The organism is Vibrio sp. A37, assembly GCF_059777565.1.
Map to the genome: position 1 here is coordinate 1 of NZ_JBLNLI010000009.1, position 16,934 is coordinate 16,934.

Sequence of the window (16,934 nt, forward strand, 5' to 3'; positions counted from 1 at the left end):
TGATGGCAAAAGTAGGTTTATTGCCGAATGTGATTAACCGTTACCCACATGAGTTTTCAGGGGGACAATGTCAACGAATTGGTATTGCACGAGCACTGATACTCAGACCGAAAATGATCATCTGTGATGAGCCGGTATCGGCACTGGATGTCTCGATACAAGCGCAGGTGGTGAATTTACTTAAAGAGCTACAAAAAGAGTTGGGCTTGAGTTTGGTCTTTATTGCTCACGACTTATCGGTAGTGAAACATATCTCAGATCGCGTGTTGGTGATGTATTTAGGCAATGCAGTAGAGCTGGGTGAAGCTGAGCCTTTATTTGCCGATCCCAAGCACCCTTACACACGAGCATTGATGTCGGCGGTACCCATTCCTGATCCGAAACTGGAGCGCAACAAGCACATCGAAATGCTGGAAGGGGATTTACCTTCTCCTATCAGTCCGCCTTCAGGGTGTGTGTTCCGCACTCGTTGCCCACAAGCGACAGAAGACTGTGCTAAGACCAAGCCAGTGATGAAAGGTGATGCCATTCATGCGGTGTCGTGTTTGCAAGTAAACATATAATTTTCCAATTTGGCCTGTGACAGGCTTAAGCGTGGTCGCGATATCGGGCCGCGCTTTTTTTCACTACTTCAACTATTTCAAACATCAAGGTCAACTTCTTCTGCTTATGCCACCAAGCTTGATATTTATAATGAATACTAAGTTAACTGGTTGAATATAGGTGATCAAAATGGGACAACTTGTAGAAGGTGTTTGGAGTGATGTCGGTTACGACACAAAAAAAAGTGGCGGGAAATTTGTCCGTGAAGATGCTGGCTTCAGAAACTGGATTGTAAACTCTCCAGATGCCAAGTACCAACCTGAATCAGGACGTTATCATTTATATGTTTCTCTTGCCTGCCCTTGGGCGCACCGGACGTTAATTTTTCGCGAGCTCAAGCAGCTTACTTCTCACATTGACGTGACCGTAGTCTGTCCAGATGTCATCAAAGAAGGTTGGCAAATAGGGCTTCCAGAACCTCTATTTGGTCATACTCGATTGCATCAAATTTATACTCAGGCTAAGCCTGATTATACCGGACGAGTAACAGTACCCGTTTTATGGGACAAGAAAACCAATACTATCGTGAGCAATGAATCTTCTGAGATCATTCGTATGTTTAACTCTGCGTTTAACGAGCTTACTGGTAACCACGATGACTACTATCCTGAATCACTGCAAAGTGAAATAGATAAATGGAATGATTTCATTTATCCGAATGTGAACAATGGGGTTTATCGCTGTGGTTTTGCCACCACACAGAGTGCCTATGAGGAAGCCTATGAATCTTTGTTTAACGCGTTAGATGAGATTGAGCAGCACCTCGACAAAAATCGTTATCTGGCTGGTAATCAAAAAACAGAAGCCGATTGGCGTTTATTTACCACCTTAATAAGGTTTGATGCTGTGTATTTTGGTCACTTTAAATGCAATAAGAAGAGAATTTCTGACTATGCAAATATTCAGAACTATTTAAAAGAGTTGTACCAAGTAGAAAGTGTGAAGCAAACCGTCGATTTTTATCACATAAAGCGTCACTACTACTTTAGCCATGTCAATGTCAATCCAACACAAATTGTGCCAGTGGGGCCTGAGTTGGATTTAGATAGTCCCCATAATCGAGCACAGAAGTTTGAACTATAAAAACGTATAAGCAAAAACGAAAAAGGCCCTCAACCAAATCTGAGGGCCTTTGATTTATCTTTTTATAAGCTTAATTATGCTTCAGCTTGAGATGCTTGGATTGCAGTTAGTGCGATTGTGTAAACGATATCGTCTACTAGTGCACCACGTGACAAGTCGTTTACTGGCTTACGCATGCCTTGCAGCATTGGTCCAATAGAGACAAGATCCGCAGAACGCTGTACCGCTTTATACGTTGTGTTACCAGTGTTTAGATCTGGGAAGACAAATACAGTTGCTTTACCTGCAACAGGAGAGTTTGGAGCTTTAGAAGCTGCCACGCTTTCCATGATTGCTGCATCATACTGAAGAGGACCGTCGATGATAAGGTCAGGACGTTTTTCTTTAGCGATGCGAGTTGCTTCACGCACTTTGTCAACATCCGCACCAGAGCCAGATTCGCCTGTTGAGTATGAGATCATAGCAACGCGAGGCTCAATGCCGAACGCTGCTGCCGATTCTGCAGACGAGATAGCAATTTCAGCAAGCTGCTCAGCGTTTGGATCTGGGTTAACCGCGCAGTCACCGTATACAAGTACTTGGTCTGGTAGCAGCATGAAGAATACTGACGAAACAACCGATACACCTGGTGCAGTTTTGATGATTTGGAATGGCGGTACAATAGTATTCGCAGTGGTATGAACAGCACCAGAAACCAAGCCATCAACTTCGTTGTTCTCAAGCATCATAGTGCCGAGGAATACAGAGTCTTCTAGTTTTTCGCGAGCAACAACTTCTGTCATGCCTTTCTTTTCACGAAGCTCGACTAAGCGTGCTACGTAATTGTTGCGAACTTTCTCTGAGTCGATGATTTGAACGCCTGCACCTAGTTCAACACCTTGTTGAGTAGCAACACGGCGGATTTCTTCTGGGTTACCTAACAGCACACACTCAGCGATGCCACGTTCAGCACAGATTGCCGCAGCTTTAACAGTTCGTGGCTCATCACCTTCTGGCAGTACAACACGCTTACGTGCTTGTCTTGCCAGCTCAGTAAGTTGGTAACGGAAAGCTGGTGGGCTTAGACGTTTAGTACCTTGAGAACCTTCACTGAGTGAGTCAATCCAAGGAACATCGATATGGCTTGCAACATGCTCGTTAATAAGCTCAATACGCTCTTTATCGTCTGGTGGAACTTCTAGGCTGAAGCTTTGTAAGTTAAGCGACGTTTGCCAAGTGTTACCTTCAACACGAATGATAGGCAGACCTGTGTCAATAGCAGGTTGGCAAAGGTGCTGGATTTCTGCAGGAAGCTCGTAGCCACCGGTAAGAAGAATCGCACCGATTTCAACGCCGTTCATTGCTGCTAATGAAGCTGCCACGATTACGTCAGGTCTATCCCCCGAAGTCACGAGCAATGAACCTGGCTTAAAGTGTTGCAGCATATGTGGCAGGGAGCGCGCGCAGAACGTGATGCTTCGAATACGACGTGAATTAATATCGCCTTCGTTGATGATTTCTGCTTTAAGGTGATTTGCGATGTCAATGGCACGAGTCGCGATAAGGTCGAGTGTCCATGGCACACATCCAAGCACTTTGATTGGGCTCGAATTGAAGATTTGCATCACTTCTAGATTTGTATGAATAGCAGCAGTCGAGTCATCAAAGATTTCAGAAAGATCTGGGCGAGTACGGCCAGCGCTGTCGACTGGAGCGTTCAATTTGTTAATGATAACGCCAGAAATGTTTTTGTTCTTGATTCCACCAAAGTGGGAACACGCAACTTCAATGCGCTCTTTAAGTTGCATTGGGTTGTCTGTACCAGGTGTCGCAACTAGCACTATTTCTGCACCAAGCGTAGCAGCGATTTCAGCATTAATTTGGTTGGCAAAAGGGTGCTTACGTGTCGGAACGATACCCTCAATTAACGTCACTTCAGAATTCTTATTTACGGCGTTGTATCTCTCGACGATTGTTTCGAGCAATATATCAGTTTTATCTGCGCCAATAAGGTGCTCAGCTTCGGCAATCGATGTAGGCTCACCGATCTTGATGTCACTGGTTGCCTGAATAATTGCAGACGTTAGATCTGGGTGATTAGAATTATCTAACCTCGGCTGCGCAATTGGCTTATAAAAAGAAACATCGACACCTTTACGTTCCATGGCACGCAGTACACCCGTGCAGACACTAGTTAAACCTACACTAGTGCTGGTTGGAATGAGCATGATTGTACGGGACATTGTATAGTACCTTTACTATTAAACTTAAATAATGTTCAACTTCTAGTTTAGTTGGGGGGTGTAACAAAATCAGAAGTTGAGCCCCTGAAAAATCTGGCCAGCAAGAATTACTGGCCAAGAAAAGAAAATTATAATTCTGATAAACGAGCTGTATCTTCAGCGATAACTAGCTCTTCATTTGTTGAGATAACCATTGCTGGAACACGGCTATCCTTAGTTGTGATGACACCTTCACCACCAAAACGTGCTTTAAGGTTAGCGTCACTATCCACTTCAATACCTAAAATAGCTAGGCGGTTTAATACAAGCTCACGGATAGGCGCTGAGTTTTCACCGATGCCACCAGTGAATACAATAGCGTCTAGGCGGCCTTCCAGCGTTGCGGTATAGCCTGCGATGTATTTTGCTAGTCGGTGACAGAACACATTCATTGCTCGAGCTGCTTCTTCTTTTTCACCGTAGTTGTCTTCAACAAAGCGGCAGTCAGAAGTTACTTCGGTCAAACCTTGCAGGCCAGACTCCTTCGTTAACATAGTGTTGATTTGATCAACGGAGTAACCTAGGTTGTCATGTAAGTGGAAGATAATTGCAGGATCAATGTCACCACAACGAGTACCCATCACTAAACCTTCTAGAGGTGTAAGACCCATAGAAGTATCAACACATTTACCGTTCTTAATTGCACATACAGATGCACCATTACCTAGGTGGCAGTTGATGATATTAACTTCATCAGTTGGCTTGCCAAGACGGTCTGCAGCTTCGCGACCAATGAATAAATGTGAAGTGCCATGCATGCCATAGCGACGGATTCCATGCTCTTTATATAGTGAGTACGGAAGAGCGTATAAAAATGCTTCTTCTGACATGGTTTGGTGGAAAGCTGTGTCGAAAACAGCAGCCATTGGTAGTCCAGGGAATGCTTTTTGAGCCGCTTTGATACCAACAATCGCTGCTGGGTTGTGAAGTGGTGCGAGTGTCGCACAATCTTCGATACCTTGCAGAACATCATCATTGATCAGTACTGATTGAGTGAATTTTTCACCACCATGGACAACGCGGTGGCCAATTGCTTTTACTTGTTCTGCTAGCTCTGGCTTAGATGCCAAGATAGTCTCTACAATAAAAGCCAGTGCTTGGTCGTGAGCTGCGCCTTCACCTAATTGAGCTTCGTGCTTACCATCAAGTTTCCATTTGATGCGTGCATCAGTAAGATATAAACATTCAGCAAGGCCTGTTAGGTATTCGTCGCCATTGCTTGGATCGACAACAGCGAACTTGAGTGATGAACTACCGCAGTTTAAAACTAAAACTAGCTTAGACATGAGTGACTACCTATGATTATCGGTTCTAACAAAAAAATAAATCCGAGAAATAGTAAGCAGCTTTGTGAGCGTGTACTTAATCTCGGTCAAAAAAACTTCAATTTCCCTATAGAAAAAGGTTACTGTTATCGGTGTAACCCGGAGTTTTCCTAACATATCTAACGTAAAGTTGCTCATACTGATAAAATAAGCAACAATGAGAAATAGACACCGTTCACGGTGAATATTAGATTTGTTAATATAACAAAAAATTGTTCGAATTAAAAAAATTTGATCAATTACAAAAAAAGGTAATCAATTGCGTCATTTGTTTAGATGTTCAACTTTTTTTAAAGACAGACCAGACGAGTGGTGGGGGTGGTTATGAGTAATAAAGCTGGTTTAGTACGTAGCTTGAAGAGTGGCCAAAAATATATGGACTCTTGGCCTATGCGTAAGGAACTCAATCTGCTCTTTCCAGAACAACGGATTATCAAAGCGACACGATTTGGCATAAAAGTGATGCCTGCAATTGCTGCGATTAGCGTTTTGACTCAAATGGTATTCCATAATGAGCAAGCGATGCCGCAAGCTGTCATTATTGCATTGTTTGCTATAAGCCTTCCTTTACAAGGAGTCTGGTGGTTGGGTAATCGTGCCAATACGCAATTGCCTCCTGCGCTCGCGGGTTGGTACCGCGAAATTCATCAGAAAATTACCGAGTCAGGGTTTGCCTTGGAACCGGCTAAATCAAAACCTCGCTACAAAGAGCTAGCTAATATTTTAAATCGTGCATTTAGGCAGCTAGATAAAACAGCTTTAGAGCGCTGGTTTTAGTTTAAAAGTTATATTGAATAAAGAAAAAACCTCACATTTAGATGTGAGGTTTTTTTGTGCTGTATAGTCGCTTAGTTGAACATTGCGATTGCTTTCTCAGCGTCGACATATTCTAGGTTGAAGCTTTCTGCAACTTCTTTACATGTCACTTTACCGTGAATGACATTCAAGCCTTCTAGGAAGCCTTTATCGTCCAGCAGAGCTTCGCGATAACCTTGGTTTGCTAGCTTGATAATGTAAGGCAGAGTCGCATTATTTAACGCGAAAGTTGAAGTGCGTGCGACCGCGCCTGGCATGTTAGCTACACAATAATGAACAACATCGTCCACAATGTAAGTTGGATCTGCGTGCGTTGTGGCATGAGAAGTTTCGAAGCAGCCACCTTGATCGATAGCAACATCAACTACAGCGCTGCCTGTTTTCATTCGCTTGATGTGGTCTTTAGTGATTAACTTAGGAGCTGCGGCTCCAGGGATAAGCACGGCACCTACAACAAGGTCAGCAGCTAAGACATGCTTTTCGATAGCGTCTTCTGTTGAGTAAACAACTTTAGCTTGTCCTTGGAACTCTTCATCTAGTTTGCGTAACGTATCGACATTTCTATCTAAAATGGTGACATCTGCTCGAAGGCCGACTGCCATTCTTGCAGCGTTAGCCCCCACAACACCACCACCAACAATGACAACTTTGGCTGGTTCAACACCCGGTACGCCGCCCAGAAGCAGTCCACGTCCACCGTGAGACTTTTCTAGTGTTTGAGCACCAGCTTGAATGGACATTCTGCCAGCAACTTCAGACATTGGTGCTAAAAGTGGCAATCTTCCCATATTATCTGTTACAGTCTCATAGGCTATACAGACAGCTTTGCTTTTAATTAGGTCTTCTGTTTGCGGAAGATCTGGTGCAAGGTGCAAATAAGTGAATAAAATTTGCCCCTCGCGCAGCATAGCGCGCTCAACAGCTTGCGGTTCTTTAACTTTTACAATCATATCCGCTTTGGCAAATACGTCGGAAGCGGTGGGAAGAATGGATGCACCTACGGATATGTAATCATCATCTGAAAAGCCAATGCCAGAACCGGCTTTGGTCTCTACGTAGACTTGGTGGCCAAGTGAGACAAGCTCTCTTACGCTTGCGGGGATCATTCCTACACGGTACTCGTGGTTTTTAATTTCCTTAGGTACGCCAATGATCATCCTGACTCCTTAATGTTTCGTGGTTATATTAACTGTGTTTGTTGTATTTTTATCGAGTTAATATCTAGTATAGTAGTAGATAGGCGATATTTGATACTGAATATTAAAAAATTGTAGTATATTTTTTTGCAAGGAAGTTATAAGGTGGAATAAAAAATGGTAGACAACTATAAAAAGCCGTCCAAAGATCTCGACCGAATCGATCGCAATATCTTAAATGAGTTGCAGAAAGATGGTCGAATTTCTAACGTAGAATTGTCAAAGCGAGTCGGCTTGTCTCCAACCCCGTGTTTAGAGCGGGTACGTCGACTAGAGCGTCAAGGATACATTTTGGGCTATACTGCATTGCTCAACCCGCAGTATTTAGATGCATCTTTATTGGTGTTTGTTGAAATTACGTTAAATCGCGGTGCACCGGATGTCTTCGAACAATTTAATACAGCCGTTCAAAAGTTAGATGATATTCAAGAGTGCCACTTGGTCTCAGGTGATTTCGACTATTTATTGAAAACTCGAGTGTCTGATATGAGCGCTTACCGGAAACTGCTAGGGGATACCTTACTACGCTTACCAGGTGTAAATGACACTAGGACTTACGTTGTTATGGAAGAAGTTAAGCAGACCAATCAGTTAGTGATTAAAACTCGTTAGCGGAAAGACCTTTCTATATTCTGACTTTCGGCAATTGGGTTTTGGACCTCGATATGTTTAAATCTTTATGAGTGGTGTAATGGCTTGTTGTGTTTCTGGTTTAATCATTTGTTTATAAATGACTAAACTATAAAAGACGAGCCTGAACCGCTCAAATTGTATTTAACAGTGCCTATCCTAAAATGGATAGTGTCAGCGGATGATTCAGTAACTTATGTTCAAAGAGAGCAAGAATAAAGTCGAAACTATCGTTAAAACGGGTGAAGAACCTCGTTCTTTCCGTTTAAATGGTTCGCAACGCCTCAAAGAGTGCGGGTTAATTCTAGCCGTACTTGTCTCTATGTTGTTATTTGTGGCGCTTATCACTTTCAGTCCGGCCGATCCTTCATGGTCCCAAACAGCGTGGGGCATGCATATCAATAATGCTGGCGGTTTCGTCGGAGCCTATATTGCAGATACACTTTTCTTTACCTTTGGGGTGCTTGCCTATTTAGTTCCCTTCTTATTGGTCATTTCTTCTTGGGTTTATTATCGCAAGAAGGATAGCGGTGAACCTATCGACTTCATGCTTTGGGGAACTCGTGTCTTAGGTTTAGTCATACTGATTTTAACCAGTTGTGGCTTAGCCAATATTAATGCCAACGACATATGGTATTTTTCTTCTGGTGGTGTGATAGGTGATGTACTAACGAATCTCGCTTTGCCTACATTGAATGTCTTAGGAACCACTCTCGTATTCCTATTTCTTTGGGGGGCTGGATTTACACTCCTCACTGGAATCTCTTGGTTAAGGGTTGTAGAGTGGCTAGGTGAAAAAGCCATCAGTGGATTGACCTCACTTGTTAATCGCACTCGTGGAGAGGAAGATGAGCTAATTCAGCCAACCAGTTTTGCGGTGAAAGATGACCATTTGTTGGAAACATCCCATCCACAGGAAAGAATTATTGAGTCTGATACCATCGAGGACGCGCAGATCAGCGACCCACTCATGGACACGAAAACAAGCAAGCGCAAGTTCAATATACACGTTCCTGAGAAATCAAAGCAGGAGCGAAAAGAACCTGTCCCTAACTTCCTAAAAACAGGTACCGATGCTGTTTCTGAAGACTTTACAGTGACAGAGCCAGAAGTTGATTTTCAACCGCAAAATCTAAACTCAACCATTGAAGAGCTAGAACAAGCCGTTGGTGTTCAAGACAACCTTACTGTCGTTGAAAATACAACGACAGAAGACCGTGTGACTCCAATCAACCGTGAAACAACGGACACGACGGACACCTTGTCACTTGATAGTGAGTCTGTTGTGGTTGAAGATACGCCTTGGAATATTGATGTCGAGCCATTGGACCCGGCTTTAGATACAGAGCAACTCAACCAAGTCTTTGATGAGATTGAAACGGACGAACAACATCAACAGCCAGTTATTTCGTCGTTTGATATTGAAGATGACATTGACGAACCGGTGCCTGAAAACGTTGATGAAGACGTACAAGCATTCCAAGATATGGTTGCAGATGCTAAATCAGCGGCCAAAGAGAAACAAAACCCATTTTTGGTGCAAAAAGAGACCGACCTCCCTGTGCCTGAAGAGCCAATGCCAACACTAGAGCTGCTTTACCACCCTGAAAAAAGAGAAAACTTTATCGATAGGGAAGCGCTAGAAAACATTGCTCGTTTGGTTGAAGCGAAACTGGCTGATTATAAAATTCAGGCAGAAGTCGTCGATATCTTCCCGGGCCCAGTCATTACCCGATTTGAGCTGGATTTGGCTCCCGGTGTTAAGGTTAGTAGAATCTCAAGCCTTTCTATGGACTTAGCGCGCTCACTATCTGCCATGGCGGTTCGTGTGGTGGAAGTTATTCCTGGTAAGCCATACGTTGGTTTAGAACTGCCAAATATGAGCCGTCAGACGGTATATTTCTCTGACGTTGTGGGGAGCCCTCAGTTTGAAAATGCGGCCTCTCCTACAACAGTGGTACTTGGACAAGATATTGCCGGTGATGCGGTGGTAGCGGATTTATCAAAAATGCCACATGTACTGGTTGCGGGTACAACGGGTTCTGGTAAGTCGGTTGGTGTGAACGTGATGATCTTGAGTATGCTTTATAAAGCGACTCCTGAAGAAGTTCGCTTCATCATGATTGACCCGAAAATGCTGGAGTTGTCAGTTTACGAGGGGATACCTCATCTGCTGTCTGAAGTCGTGACTGACATGAAAGATGCTTCCAATGCATTGCGCTGGTGTGTTGGAGAGATGGAACGTCGCTACAAGCTAATGTCTGCTCTCGGTGTTCGAAACATTAAAGGCTTTAACGACAAGCTTAAAATGGCCGCTGAAGCGGGACATCCAATCCATGACCCACTCTGGAAAGAGGGGGATAGTATGGATCAGGAAGCGCCGCTACTGACCAACTTACCTTACATTGTCGTCATCGTAGATGAATTTGCTGACTTGATGATGGTTGTGGGCAAGAAAGTGGAAGAGCTTATCGCACGGCTTGCACAGAAGGCTCGTGCAGCGGGTATTCATCTAATCTTAGCTACTCAAAGGCCATCCGTTGATGTCATCACTGGCTTGATCAAAGCGAATATCCCAACCCGTGTAGCATTTACTGTATCGACGAAAACTGACTCTCGAACAATATTGGATCAGGGTGGTGCAGAGTCTTTGCTTGGAATGGGTGATATGTTGTATCTACCTCCGGGCTCTAGCCACACGGTTCGTGTTCATGGTGCGTTTGCTTCAGATGACGATGTTCACGCAGTAGTTAACAACTGGAAAGCGCGTGGCAAGCCAGAGTATATCGAAGAAATTACCAGTGGTGATCAGTCTCCGGAGATGTTGCTTCCTGGTGAAAAAATGGAATCGGAAGAGGAGATGGATCCTTTATTCGACCAAGTTGTAGAGCATGTCGTCGAGTCTCGCCGGGGCTCGGTATCGGGCGTGCAACGTCGATTTAAAATAGGCTACAACAGAGCCGCGCGAATCGTCGAGCAGCTTGAAGCACAGGGTATCGTGAGTGCGCCGGGGCATAATGGCAATCGTGAAGTATTGGCTCCCGCGCCAGGTCGAGATATGAACTAGTTGAATAATCGGTAGAAGTAGAATTTGCGCGCGTTCTAAAAATCCCCCGCTATGAGTAGCGGGGGATTTTTTTATCGGAAGCTTAGCTCTGATTTACGAGTAAATTGGCTAACAAATACGATAACGAGTGCCACGAGATTAGCAGCAAATATAACAACTAACCATTGAGGCATGGACAATGTTAAAAATTGCCATGAGATCTTTGAACACTCTCCAGTGGCAGTAAATATCCAAGGGAACCATTGGCTCAAAGGTAGCCAGCTTGGAAACTCTGGAATTAAGCTACATGTGGAAAAGATACTTGGATGAAGCTGCATGCCGACGTGCTCTACAGCCAAAGACAGCCCTTTAGCTGCACTAATTCCCCAAACGATCATGCCTAACCATACAAACACAGGACTTTTAGGATTAATCAAACCCATCAACGCTCCTATGGCGATACCTAACATAGCCACACGTTCATAGACGCACATGACACAAGGATCTAACTTCATTACATGTTGGAAGAACAGCGCACAGCCTTCAAAAAACAGCGCGAAAAGTAGCAATAAAAACCAAGATAACCGACGTTTAGAAAATTGTTTTATTGAGAACAGTAAACTCACAGAATGACCCTATTGAGATAGAAAAAGCTCTGACGTATCAGAGCTTTTTATCTTGTATTGGTTCCATATTCAACCAATTTTTCTAGTGCGCCGCAGCTTTAGCAGTGTCTACTGCCTGTACTGTGGCATCAGAGATCCAATGAAGCTGGTGAAAATAGGCTGTCATAGGCTCAATAAAGAACATGATGCCCAGTAGTCCAACGATTGATAGTACGATAGTGTAAGGTAATGCCATTAGCACCATACGGCCATATGATAGTCGAATAAGTGGTGCTAGTGTTGAAGTGAGAAGGAACAAAAAAGCTGCTTGTCCATTGGGTGTGGCTACTGACGGAAGGTTAGTTCCTGTGTTGATTGCCACAGCTAATAGATCAAATTGCTCGCGTGAGATAATACCCTGAGCCAACGCATCTTTCACTTCTAGGATGTAGACTGTCCCAACAAACACGTTGTCTGACACCATCGATAGCAAGCCATTGGCAACATAAAATAGAGCGAGCTGGGTGCTCTCATTTTTAACGTTCAATACAGCATTAATGACAGGAGCAAACAGGTGTTGGTCGATAATAACAGCAACGATGGAAAAGAAAACCGCTAACAATGCAGTGAAGGGGAGAGCTTCTTCAAATGCTCGTCCTATTTGGTGTTCCTCTACAATTCCGGTAAATGATGTCGCTAAGATGATGACAGAAAGTCCGATCAAACCGACAGCGGCTAGATGGAAAGCCAAGCCAACCATCAACCATATCGCAATGATGCCTTGAACATAAAGTTTTACCACGTCTTGTTTAGTTCGTGACTTTTTTTCTGCGTTGTCGAAATCAACCAAAATCTTTCTTACGCTGTTTGGTAGTTCAGCGCCATAGCCAAATACTTTAAACTTCTCAACAAGTACGCAGGTAAGCAGTCCACAAAAGAATACTGGAATGGTAATGGGTGCCATACGAATGATGAAATCACCAAACTGCCAACCAGCTTGATCAGCAATAATTAGGTTTTGAGGTTCGCCTACCATGGTCATTACGCCGCCTAGCGCTGTGCCTATACCTGCATGCATAAGCAATGAACGAAGAAACGCTCGATAGTGCTCTAAGTCATCGCGTGTTAGGTCGCAAAGCCCTTCATCATGGGTATGATCATGGGTTGAGTTAGCCCCTTTTCCGGACGCAACTTTATGATAAATAGCATAAAACCCAACGGCGACGCTGATGACCACAGCAATAACGGTCAACGCATCTAAGAAGGCGGACAGAAATGCAGAAACAAAACAAAAAGAAAGGGAAAGCAGTACTTTAGAGCGAATTCCAAGCAGTATTTTAGTAAAAATGAAAAGCAGTAACTGCTTCATGAAATAGATGCCTGCCACCATAAAGATAAGCAATAGCAACACTTCTATATTCGTCACGAGTTCATGTTTAACTTGTTCAGGACTCGTCATGCCAATCGCTATTGCTTCAATCGCTAATAGTCCTCCTGGTTGCAGAGGGTAGCACTTTAGGGCCATCGCAAGGGTGAAAATAAACTCAACGACAAGCAACCAACCAGCGACGAACGGGCTGAAGTGAAATACGATGGGGTTAACTATCAAAAAAGCGACGATTGCCGCTTTGTACCAAGTTGGTGAGTTGCCAAGAAAGTTTTTGACAAAAGCGTTTCCGAGAGACATCGGCATAAGTAATACTCTTATTGTTTTAAACCAAACTACTAGTGGCTTGCATTCATTAGTGGGTAATACCTAGTCAATGACTTAGATTCACGCTGCGCAATTGAGGCTTTTATTATTGAAAGTGAGCGTTTTAGGGTAACTTTGCACAGCTTCTCCCTGAATATTAATAGCAAGCGCTCCATGCTCACAGCAAACTCTACTCATCAATGTTGTCGAGTCAACGTTAAGCTGCTTAGGTATTTGTAATTTTGTTTCGAAACGAGATCAGTGCAGCGATTTTAGTAATTTTTCTTGGATAAATTTGGCTCTTGCTGGTGAAATTATTGAAAGTGCTCATTATTTGCATTTTATTCCAATATGTATGCATAAATGTAAAGCTTTATGGGTAATTGTATTCATATTTTGAATTTTTTAAATTATTGTAAATACGTGTATTACGAGCCTATTTCTTAAAAAGAGTGTGTATAAAAATTTATAATGAAGGTTATTTTGCTCAACTTGGCATTATTCTGGTTTTTATGGAAAATTAGTTTGCTGGGTTTTTCGCGAATACTTTTGTCTAAAGGAGCTGATAGAGAATATCAGGAGTATTTAAGTGAAGTGATACTCTAGAAGTTTTATGCATTTTATTTTTATCGTGCCAAACTAGTGGTATGATGAGTTGTATTAGATTCTTATAACAAACAATCTGAAACTCGAATCCCCAGGTTGATTGGGTATATAACAAACTGGAAAAGTAATTAATGGTCATTAAGGCAAAGAGTCCAGCTGGATTTGCAGAAAAGTATATTATCGAAAGCATATGGAATGGTCGTTTTCCTCCCGGTTCCATTTTACCAGCTGAACGAGAACTTTCTGAACTTATTGGTGTTACACGTACAACTCTACGAGAAGTATTGCAAAGGTTGGCTCGTGATGGCTGGCTCACTATTCGGCATGGGAAACCAACTCAAGTTAACCAGTTTATGGAAACTTCAGGGCTGCATATCCTTGATACCCTGATGACATTAGATGCTGAAAATGCGACTGCTATTGTCGAAGATTTACTCGCTGCACGTGCCAATATCAGCCCTATTTTTATGCGATATGCATTCAAAGCGAATAAAGAAAGCTCTGAGCGGACTATTGTTAACGTTATTGAGTCTTGTGAGGCTCTACTGAATGCAGACTCTTGGGATGCATTCATGGAATCCTCTCCCTATGCTGAGAAAATCTCCCAGCATATCAGCGACGACAATGAAAAAGATCCAGAAAAACGTCAAGCTACTTTAGTCGCTAAAACGTTCAACTTTTACGATTACATGTTGTTTCAAAGATTGGCATTTCATTCAGGAAATCAGATCTATGGTTTGATATTTAATGGTCTGAAGAAGCTTTATGATAGAGTGGGTAGCTATTACTTCTCGAACGCAACAGCACGTGAGTTAGCGATGACATTCTATCGTGAGTTGCTAGAAGTATGTCGTTCTGGAGAGCGAGATAAACTGCCTTTGGTTGTGCGTCATTATGGGCTGGAAAGTTCGCAGATATGGAACAAGATGAAAACCACATTGCCGACCAGTTTTACAGAAGACGAAAGTTAGCACATAATGTTTAAATGATTCACAAAAAGCCTGTTAGTACAGGCTTTTTTGGGTTTCAGAACTATATATTGTCTTCGTGTCCGCCAGCAGCCCAAAGCCACTGAGAAAGATGTTGTTCCAAATCGTGCAGTTCATCAGGTCCAATTAATGCCAGTCCCAAATCTTCTGCTCGGGTAATGTCATTGTATCGAAGTGGTCGGAAGCTCACTAGCATCGCTCTAGCTTGCAAACCACCTAGGAGATCTCGGAGCGACTCAAGCTTATATAAGGTATCGTCACCATCATCTCTCATTCCTTTAGTTTTACATTCGATAATGTGCAGCTTGTTGTTCACTACACAAGCGACGTCTAATTCGTTTCTCACTTCCCGCTCGCCTAATTGACGATATACCTGAACGCTAAGTGAGTGATCTTGTATGGTTGGCATTTGATCTTGAATTTTCCGTACGGTGTTATGAACTAAATTTTCGAGCCATTCACCATTGGAAAACCTTCGTGCGTTCTCATCGGCGAAAGTTAGAACACCGTTTTCATAGGTGGCGATGTTTGCATTGGCTAGATCATTGATAAGCTGACTTAGTTCTCGATAACCTTGTTGTTTCTCGGTCAACTCAACATCAAGCTTCTGCTCTTTGCGGCATGTTGTCGCGAGATAATTAAGTGTTGCTAAACCGGGTCCCAGTTCTAGTGCTTGGCTGGCCCATCTCTTACCTATTTCATGTAAGTTTTCATTTAGGCTTTGAGATAGTTCTTCATTGTTGAACTCTCCTCGTGCGCCAAAAATGGTCAAATAATCGGATATCGTTATTTTGTCTTGAACCTGACCATCAGCTTTGGATTCAGGGTAAAGCCAACAAAAGCGGTCACTATTTGGTTCTACAACAAAAATGGGCCACTGATAGTCACGAAAAACCTCGTAGACAGACAGAAGTCGATGTCTTAACCCACAACTTGCATTGAGAATGACTCTTTCTCCCTGTTTGTCGAGCTTGTTGGCCAGCTCTTGAACGGATTGCTTGATTGATAATGTATTTGCGGCTTTTGTAATTTCAAAAAACTCGGATTCAATGTTTCTCTTGTTTAGAACTTGTCTCAGTCGCTGAAACATCTTTTCTTGGCTACTGTCGCCAATAAAAACCATATGAGCATCGACTACTCGATTATCCAGCAATGGAGTCACTAATCGAATAGGATCTGAGTCTATGATGCCTACGTGAACTGTCATAACGTTACCTCATGTCGGACGTTATGCCCTTATTTGGGGCGGTGCTATAGAAATTCTGATGTGCGGGCTACTTCAAATGTGATAGCCCACAACCTATTACTACGATATAGCGATGAATTTCACAAAAACAAGGTGGTTAGCCAGATATTCACCGTAAATAATTATTATTTACAAGGTATTTACATGTCCGATATTTGGATATGGGCATGGCAGTGCGCTGAGTTTGTTTACACAAAGTGACGATAAATAGGAATTATTGCTCTCTGATAATATTGAGCTTTCTATTTCCTTAACGCATACTGGGCCGAGATAAAATAAAAATGTAACGGAGCATTTTATGGCTGAAGAGACCATCTTTAGTAAAATCATTCGCAAAGAAATTCCTGCAGATATTGTTTATGAAGACGATTTAGTGACAGCGTTTAGAGATATCAATCCCCGAGCGCCAACGCATATTTTGATTATTCCAAACAAGTTAATACCAACCGTTAACGATGTGACTGTCGAAGACGAAGCGACAATGGGAAGAATGTTTACGGTTGCGAGGAAACTTGCTGAGAAAGAAGGTGTCTCACAAGATGGTTATAGGTTGCTCGTGAACTGCAATACTCACGGTGGCCAAGAGGTTTATCATATCCATATGCATTTAGTGGGTGGACGTCCTTTAGGACCAATGCTGGCTGGCTAATATTCAAGAGAAATTTGCCGTCAAACCGACAAAAAATAAATGGGCATATTGCCCATTTGTTGTATATCCAAGTAAGCTAAATTCAGTATTTGTAAGTAATATCTAGCCTCAAACACTGTGTTTTATACTCAACTCAAGGTATAGAAAGTTTTGGAGGCAAAACGATTAATTTTCATTTTAACGGAA

13 protein-coding genes are annotated in these 16,934 nt (G+C 42.8%); 7 read left to right on the forward strand and 6 right to left on the reverse strand.

Annotation, left to right across the window (positions count from 1 at the left end):
• On the forward strand, positions 1-563 hold a 563-nt coding region (locus tag ACM2FC_RS15540; protein WP_498481875.1), incomplete at its 5' end, for an oligopeptide/dipeptide ABC transporter ATP-binding protein.
• Between the two features lie 169 nt (positions 564-732).
• Positions 733-1,686, forward strand: a complete 954-nt coding sequence (locus ACM2FC_RS15545; protein ID WP_498481876.1) for a glutathione S-transferase family protein — start codon at positions 733-735, stop codon at positions 1,684-1,686.
• A gap of 74 nt (positions 1,687-1,760) precedes the next feature.
• Here ACM2FC_RS15545 and pta read toward each other — a convergent pair whose 3' ends face one another.
• Together pta and ACM2FC_RS15555 are read right to left on the reverse strand one after the other, a co-directional pair.
• A complete protein-coding gene (gene pta, locus ACM2FC_RS15550) occupies positions 1,761-3,908 on the reverse strand; it encodes a phosphate acetyltransferase (RefSeq protein ID WP_498481877.1) in 2,148 nt (715 codons plus the stop codon).
• Between the two features lie 128 nt (positions 3,909-4,036).
• Complete coding sequence (locus ACM2FC_RS15555; protein ID WP_498481878.1) at positions 4,037-5,233, reverse strand: acetate kinase; 1,197 nt, start codon at positions 5,231-5,233, stop codon at positions 4,037-4,039.
• 363 nt (positions 5,234-5,596) lie between these two features.
• On the opposite strand from ACM2FC_RS15555, the gene yfbV reads away from it, so the two are divergent.
• Entirely contained in the window at positions 5,597-6,049 is a 453-nt protein-coding gene (yfbV, locus tag ACM2FC_RS15560; protein WP_498481879.1) for a terminus macrodomain insulation protein YfbV, read from the forward strand.
• A 71-nt stretch (positions 6,050-6,120) separates the two neighbouring features.
• On the opposite strand, the gene ald is transcribed toward yfbV, so the two are convergent.
• A complete protein-coding gene (ald, locus tag ACM2FC_RS15565) occupies positions 6,121-7,245 on the reverse strand; it encodes an alanine dehydrogenase (RefSeq protein WP_498481880.1) in 1,125 nt (374 codons plus the stop codon).
• Positions 7,246-7,401: 156 nt separating this feature from the next.
• Here ald and lrp point away from each other — a divergent pair, with 156 nt between their 5' ends.
• Both lrp and ACM2FC_RS15575 read left to right on the forward strand, forming a co-directional pair.
• Positions 7,402-7,896 carry a leucine-responsive transcriptional regulator Lrp gene (gene lrp, locus ACM2FC_RS15570; RefSeq protein WP_498481881.1) on the forward strand — a complete coding sequence of 165 codons (495 nt, stop codon included), beginning with the start codon at positions 7,402-7,404 and terminating at the stop codon, positions 7,894-7,896.
• Positions 7,897-8,110: 214 nt separating this feature from the next.
• Positions 8,111-10,981 (forward strand): DNA translocase FtsK, encoded by a 2,871-nt coding sequence (locus tag ACM2FC_RS15575; RefSeq protein WP_498481882.1) that lies wholly within the window; start codon positions 8,111-8,113, stop codon positions 10,979-10,981.
• 71 nt (positions 10,982-11,052) lie between these two features.
• Here ACM2FC_RS15575 and dsbB read toward each other — a convergent pair whose 3' ends face one another.
• Together dsbB and nhaB are read right to left on the reverse strand one after the other, a co-directional pair.
• Positions 11,053-11,586, reverse strand: a complete 534-nt coding sequence (gene dsbB, locus ACM2FC_RS15580; RefSeq protein WP_498481883.1) for a disulfide bond formation protein DsbB — start codon at positions 11,584-11,586, stop codon at positions 11,053-11,055.
• Between the two features lie 82 nt (positions 11,587-11,668).
• Positions 11,669-13,258: a Na(+)/H(+) antiporter NhaB gene (gene nhaB, locus ACM2FC_RS15585; protein ID WP_498481884.1), complete on the reverse strand. Its 1,590-nt coding sequence runs from the start codon at positions 13,256-13,258 to the stop codon at positions 11,669-11,671.
• 737 nt (positions 13,259-13,995) lie between these two features.
• On the opposite strand from nhaB, the gene fadR reads away from it, so the two are divergent.
• Positions 13,996-14,835 (forward strand): fatty acid metabolism transcriptional regulator FadR, encoded by an 840-nt coding sequence (gene fadR / locus ACM2FC_RS15590; RefSeq protein ID WP_498481885.1) that lies wholly within the window; start codon positions 13,996-13,998, stop codon positions 14,833-14,835.
• A gap of 61 nt (positions 14,836-14,896) precedes the next feature.
• Here fadR and ACM2FC_RS15595 read toward each other — a convergent pair whose 3' ends face one another.
• A complete protein-coding gene (locus tag ACM2FC_RS15595) occupies positions 14,897-16,060 on the reverse strand; it encodes a Card1-like endonuclease domain-containing protein (protein WP_498481886.1) in 1,164 nt (387 codons plus the stop codon).
• Positions 16,061-16,397: 337 nt separating this feature from the next.
• Here ACM2FC_RS15595 and hinT point away from each other — a divergent pair, with 337 nt between their 5' ends.
• Positions 16,398-16,748, forward strand: coding sequence for a purine nucleoside phosphoramidase (gene hinT, locus ACM2FC_RS15600; RefSeq protein ID WP_498481887.1), 351 nt, complete (start codon positions 16,398-16,400; stop codon positions 16,746-16,748).
• Positions 16,749-16,934 lie beyond the last annotated feature (186 nt).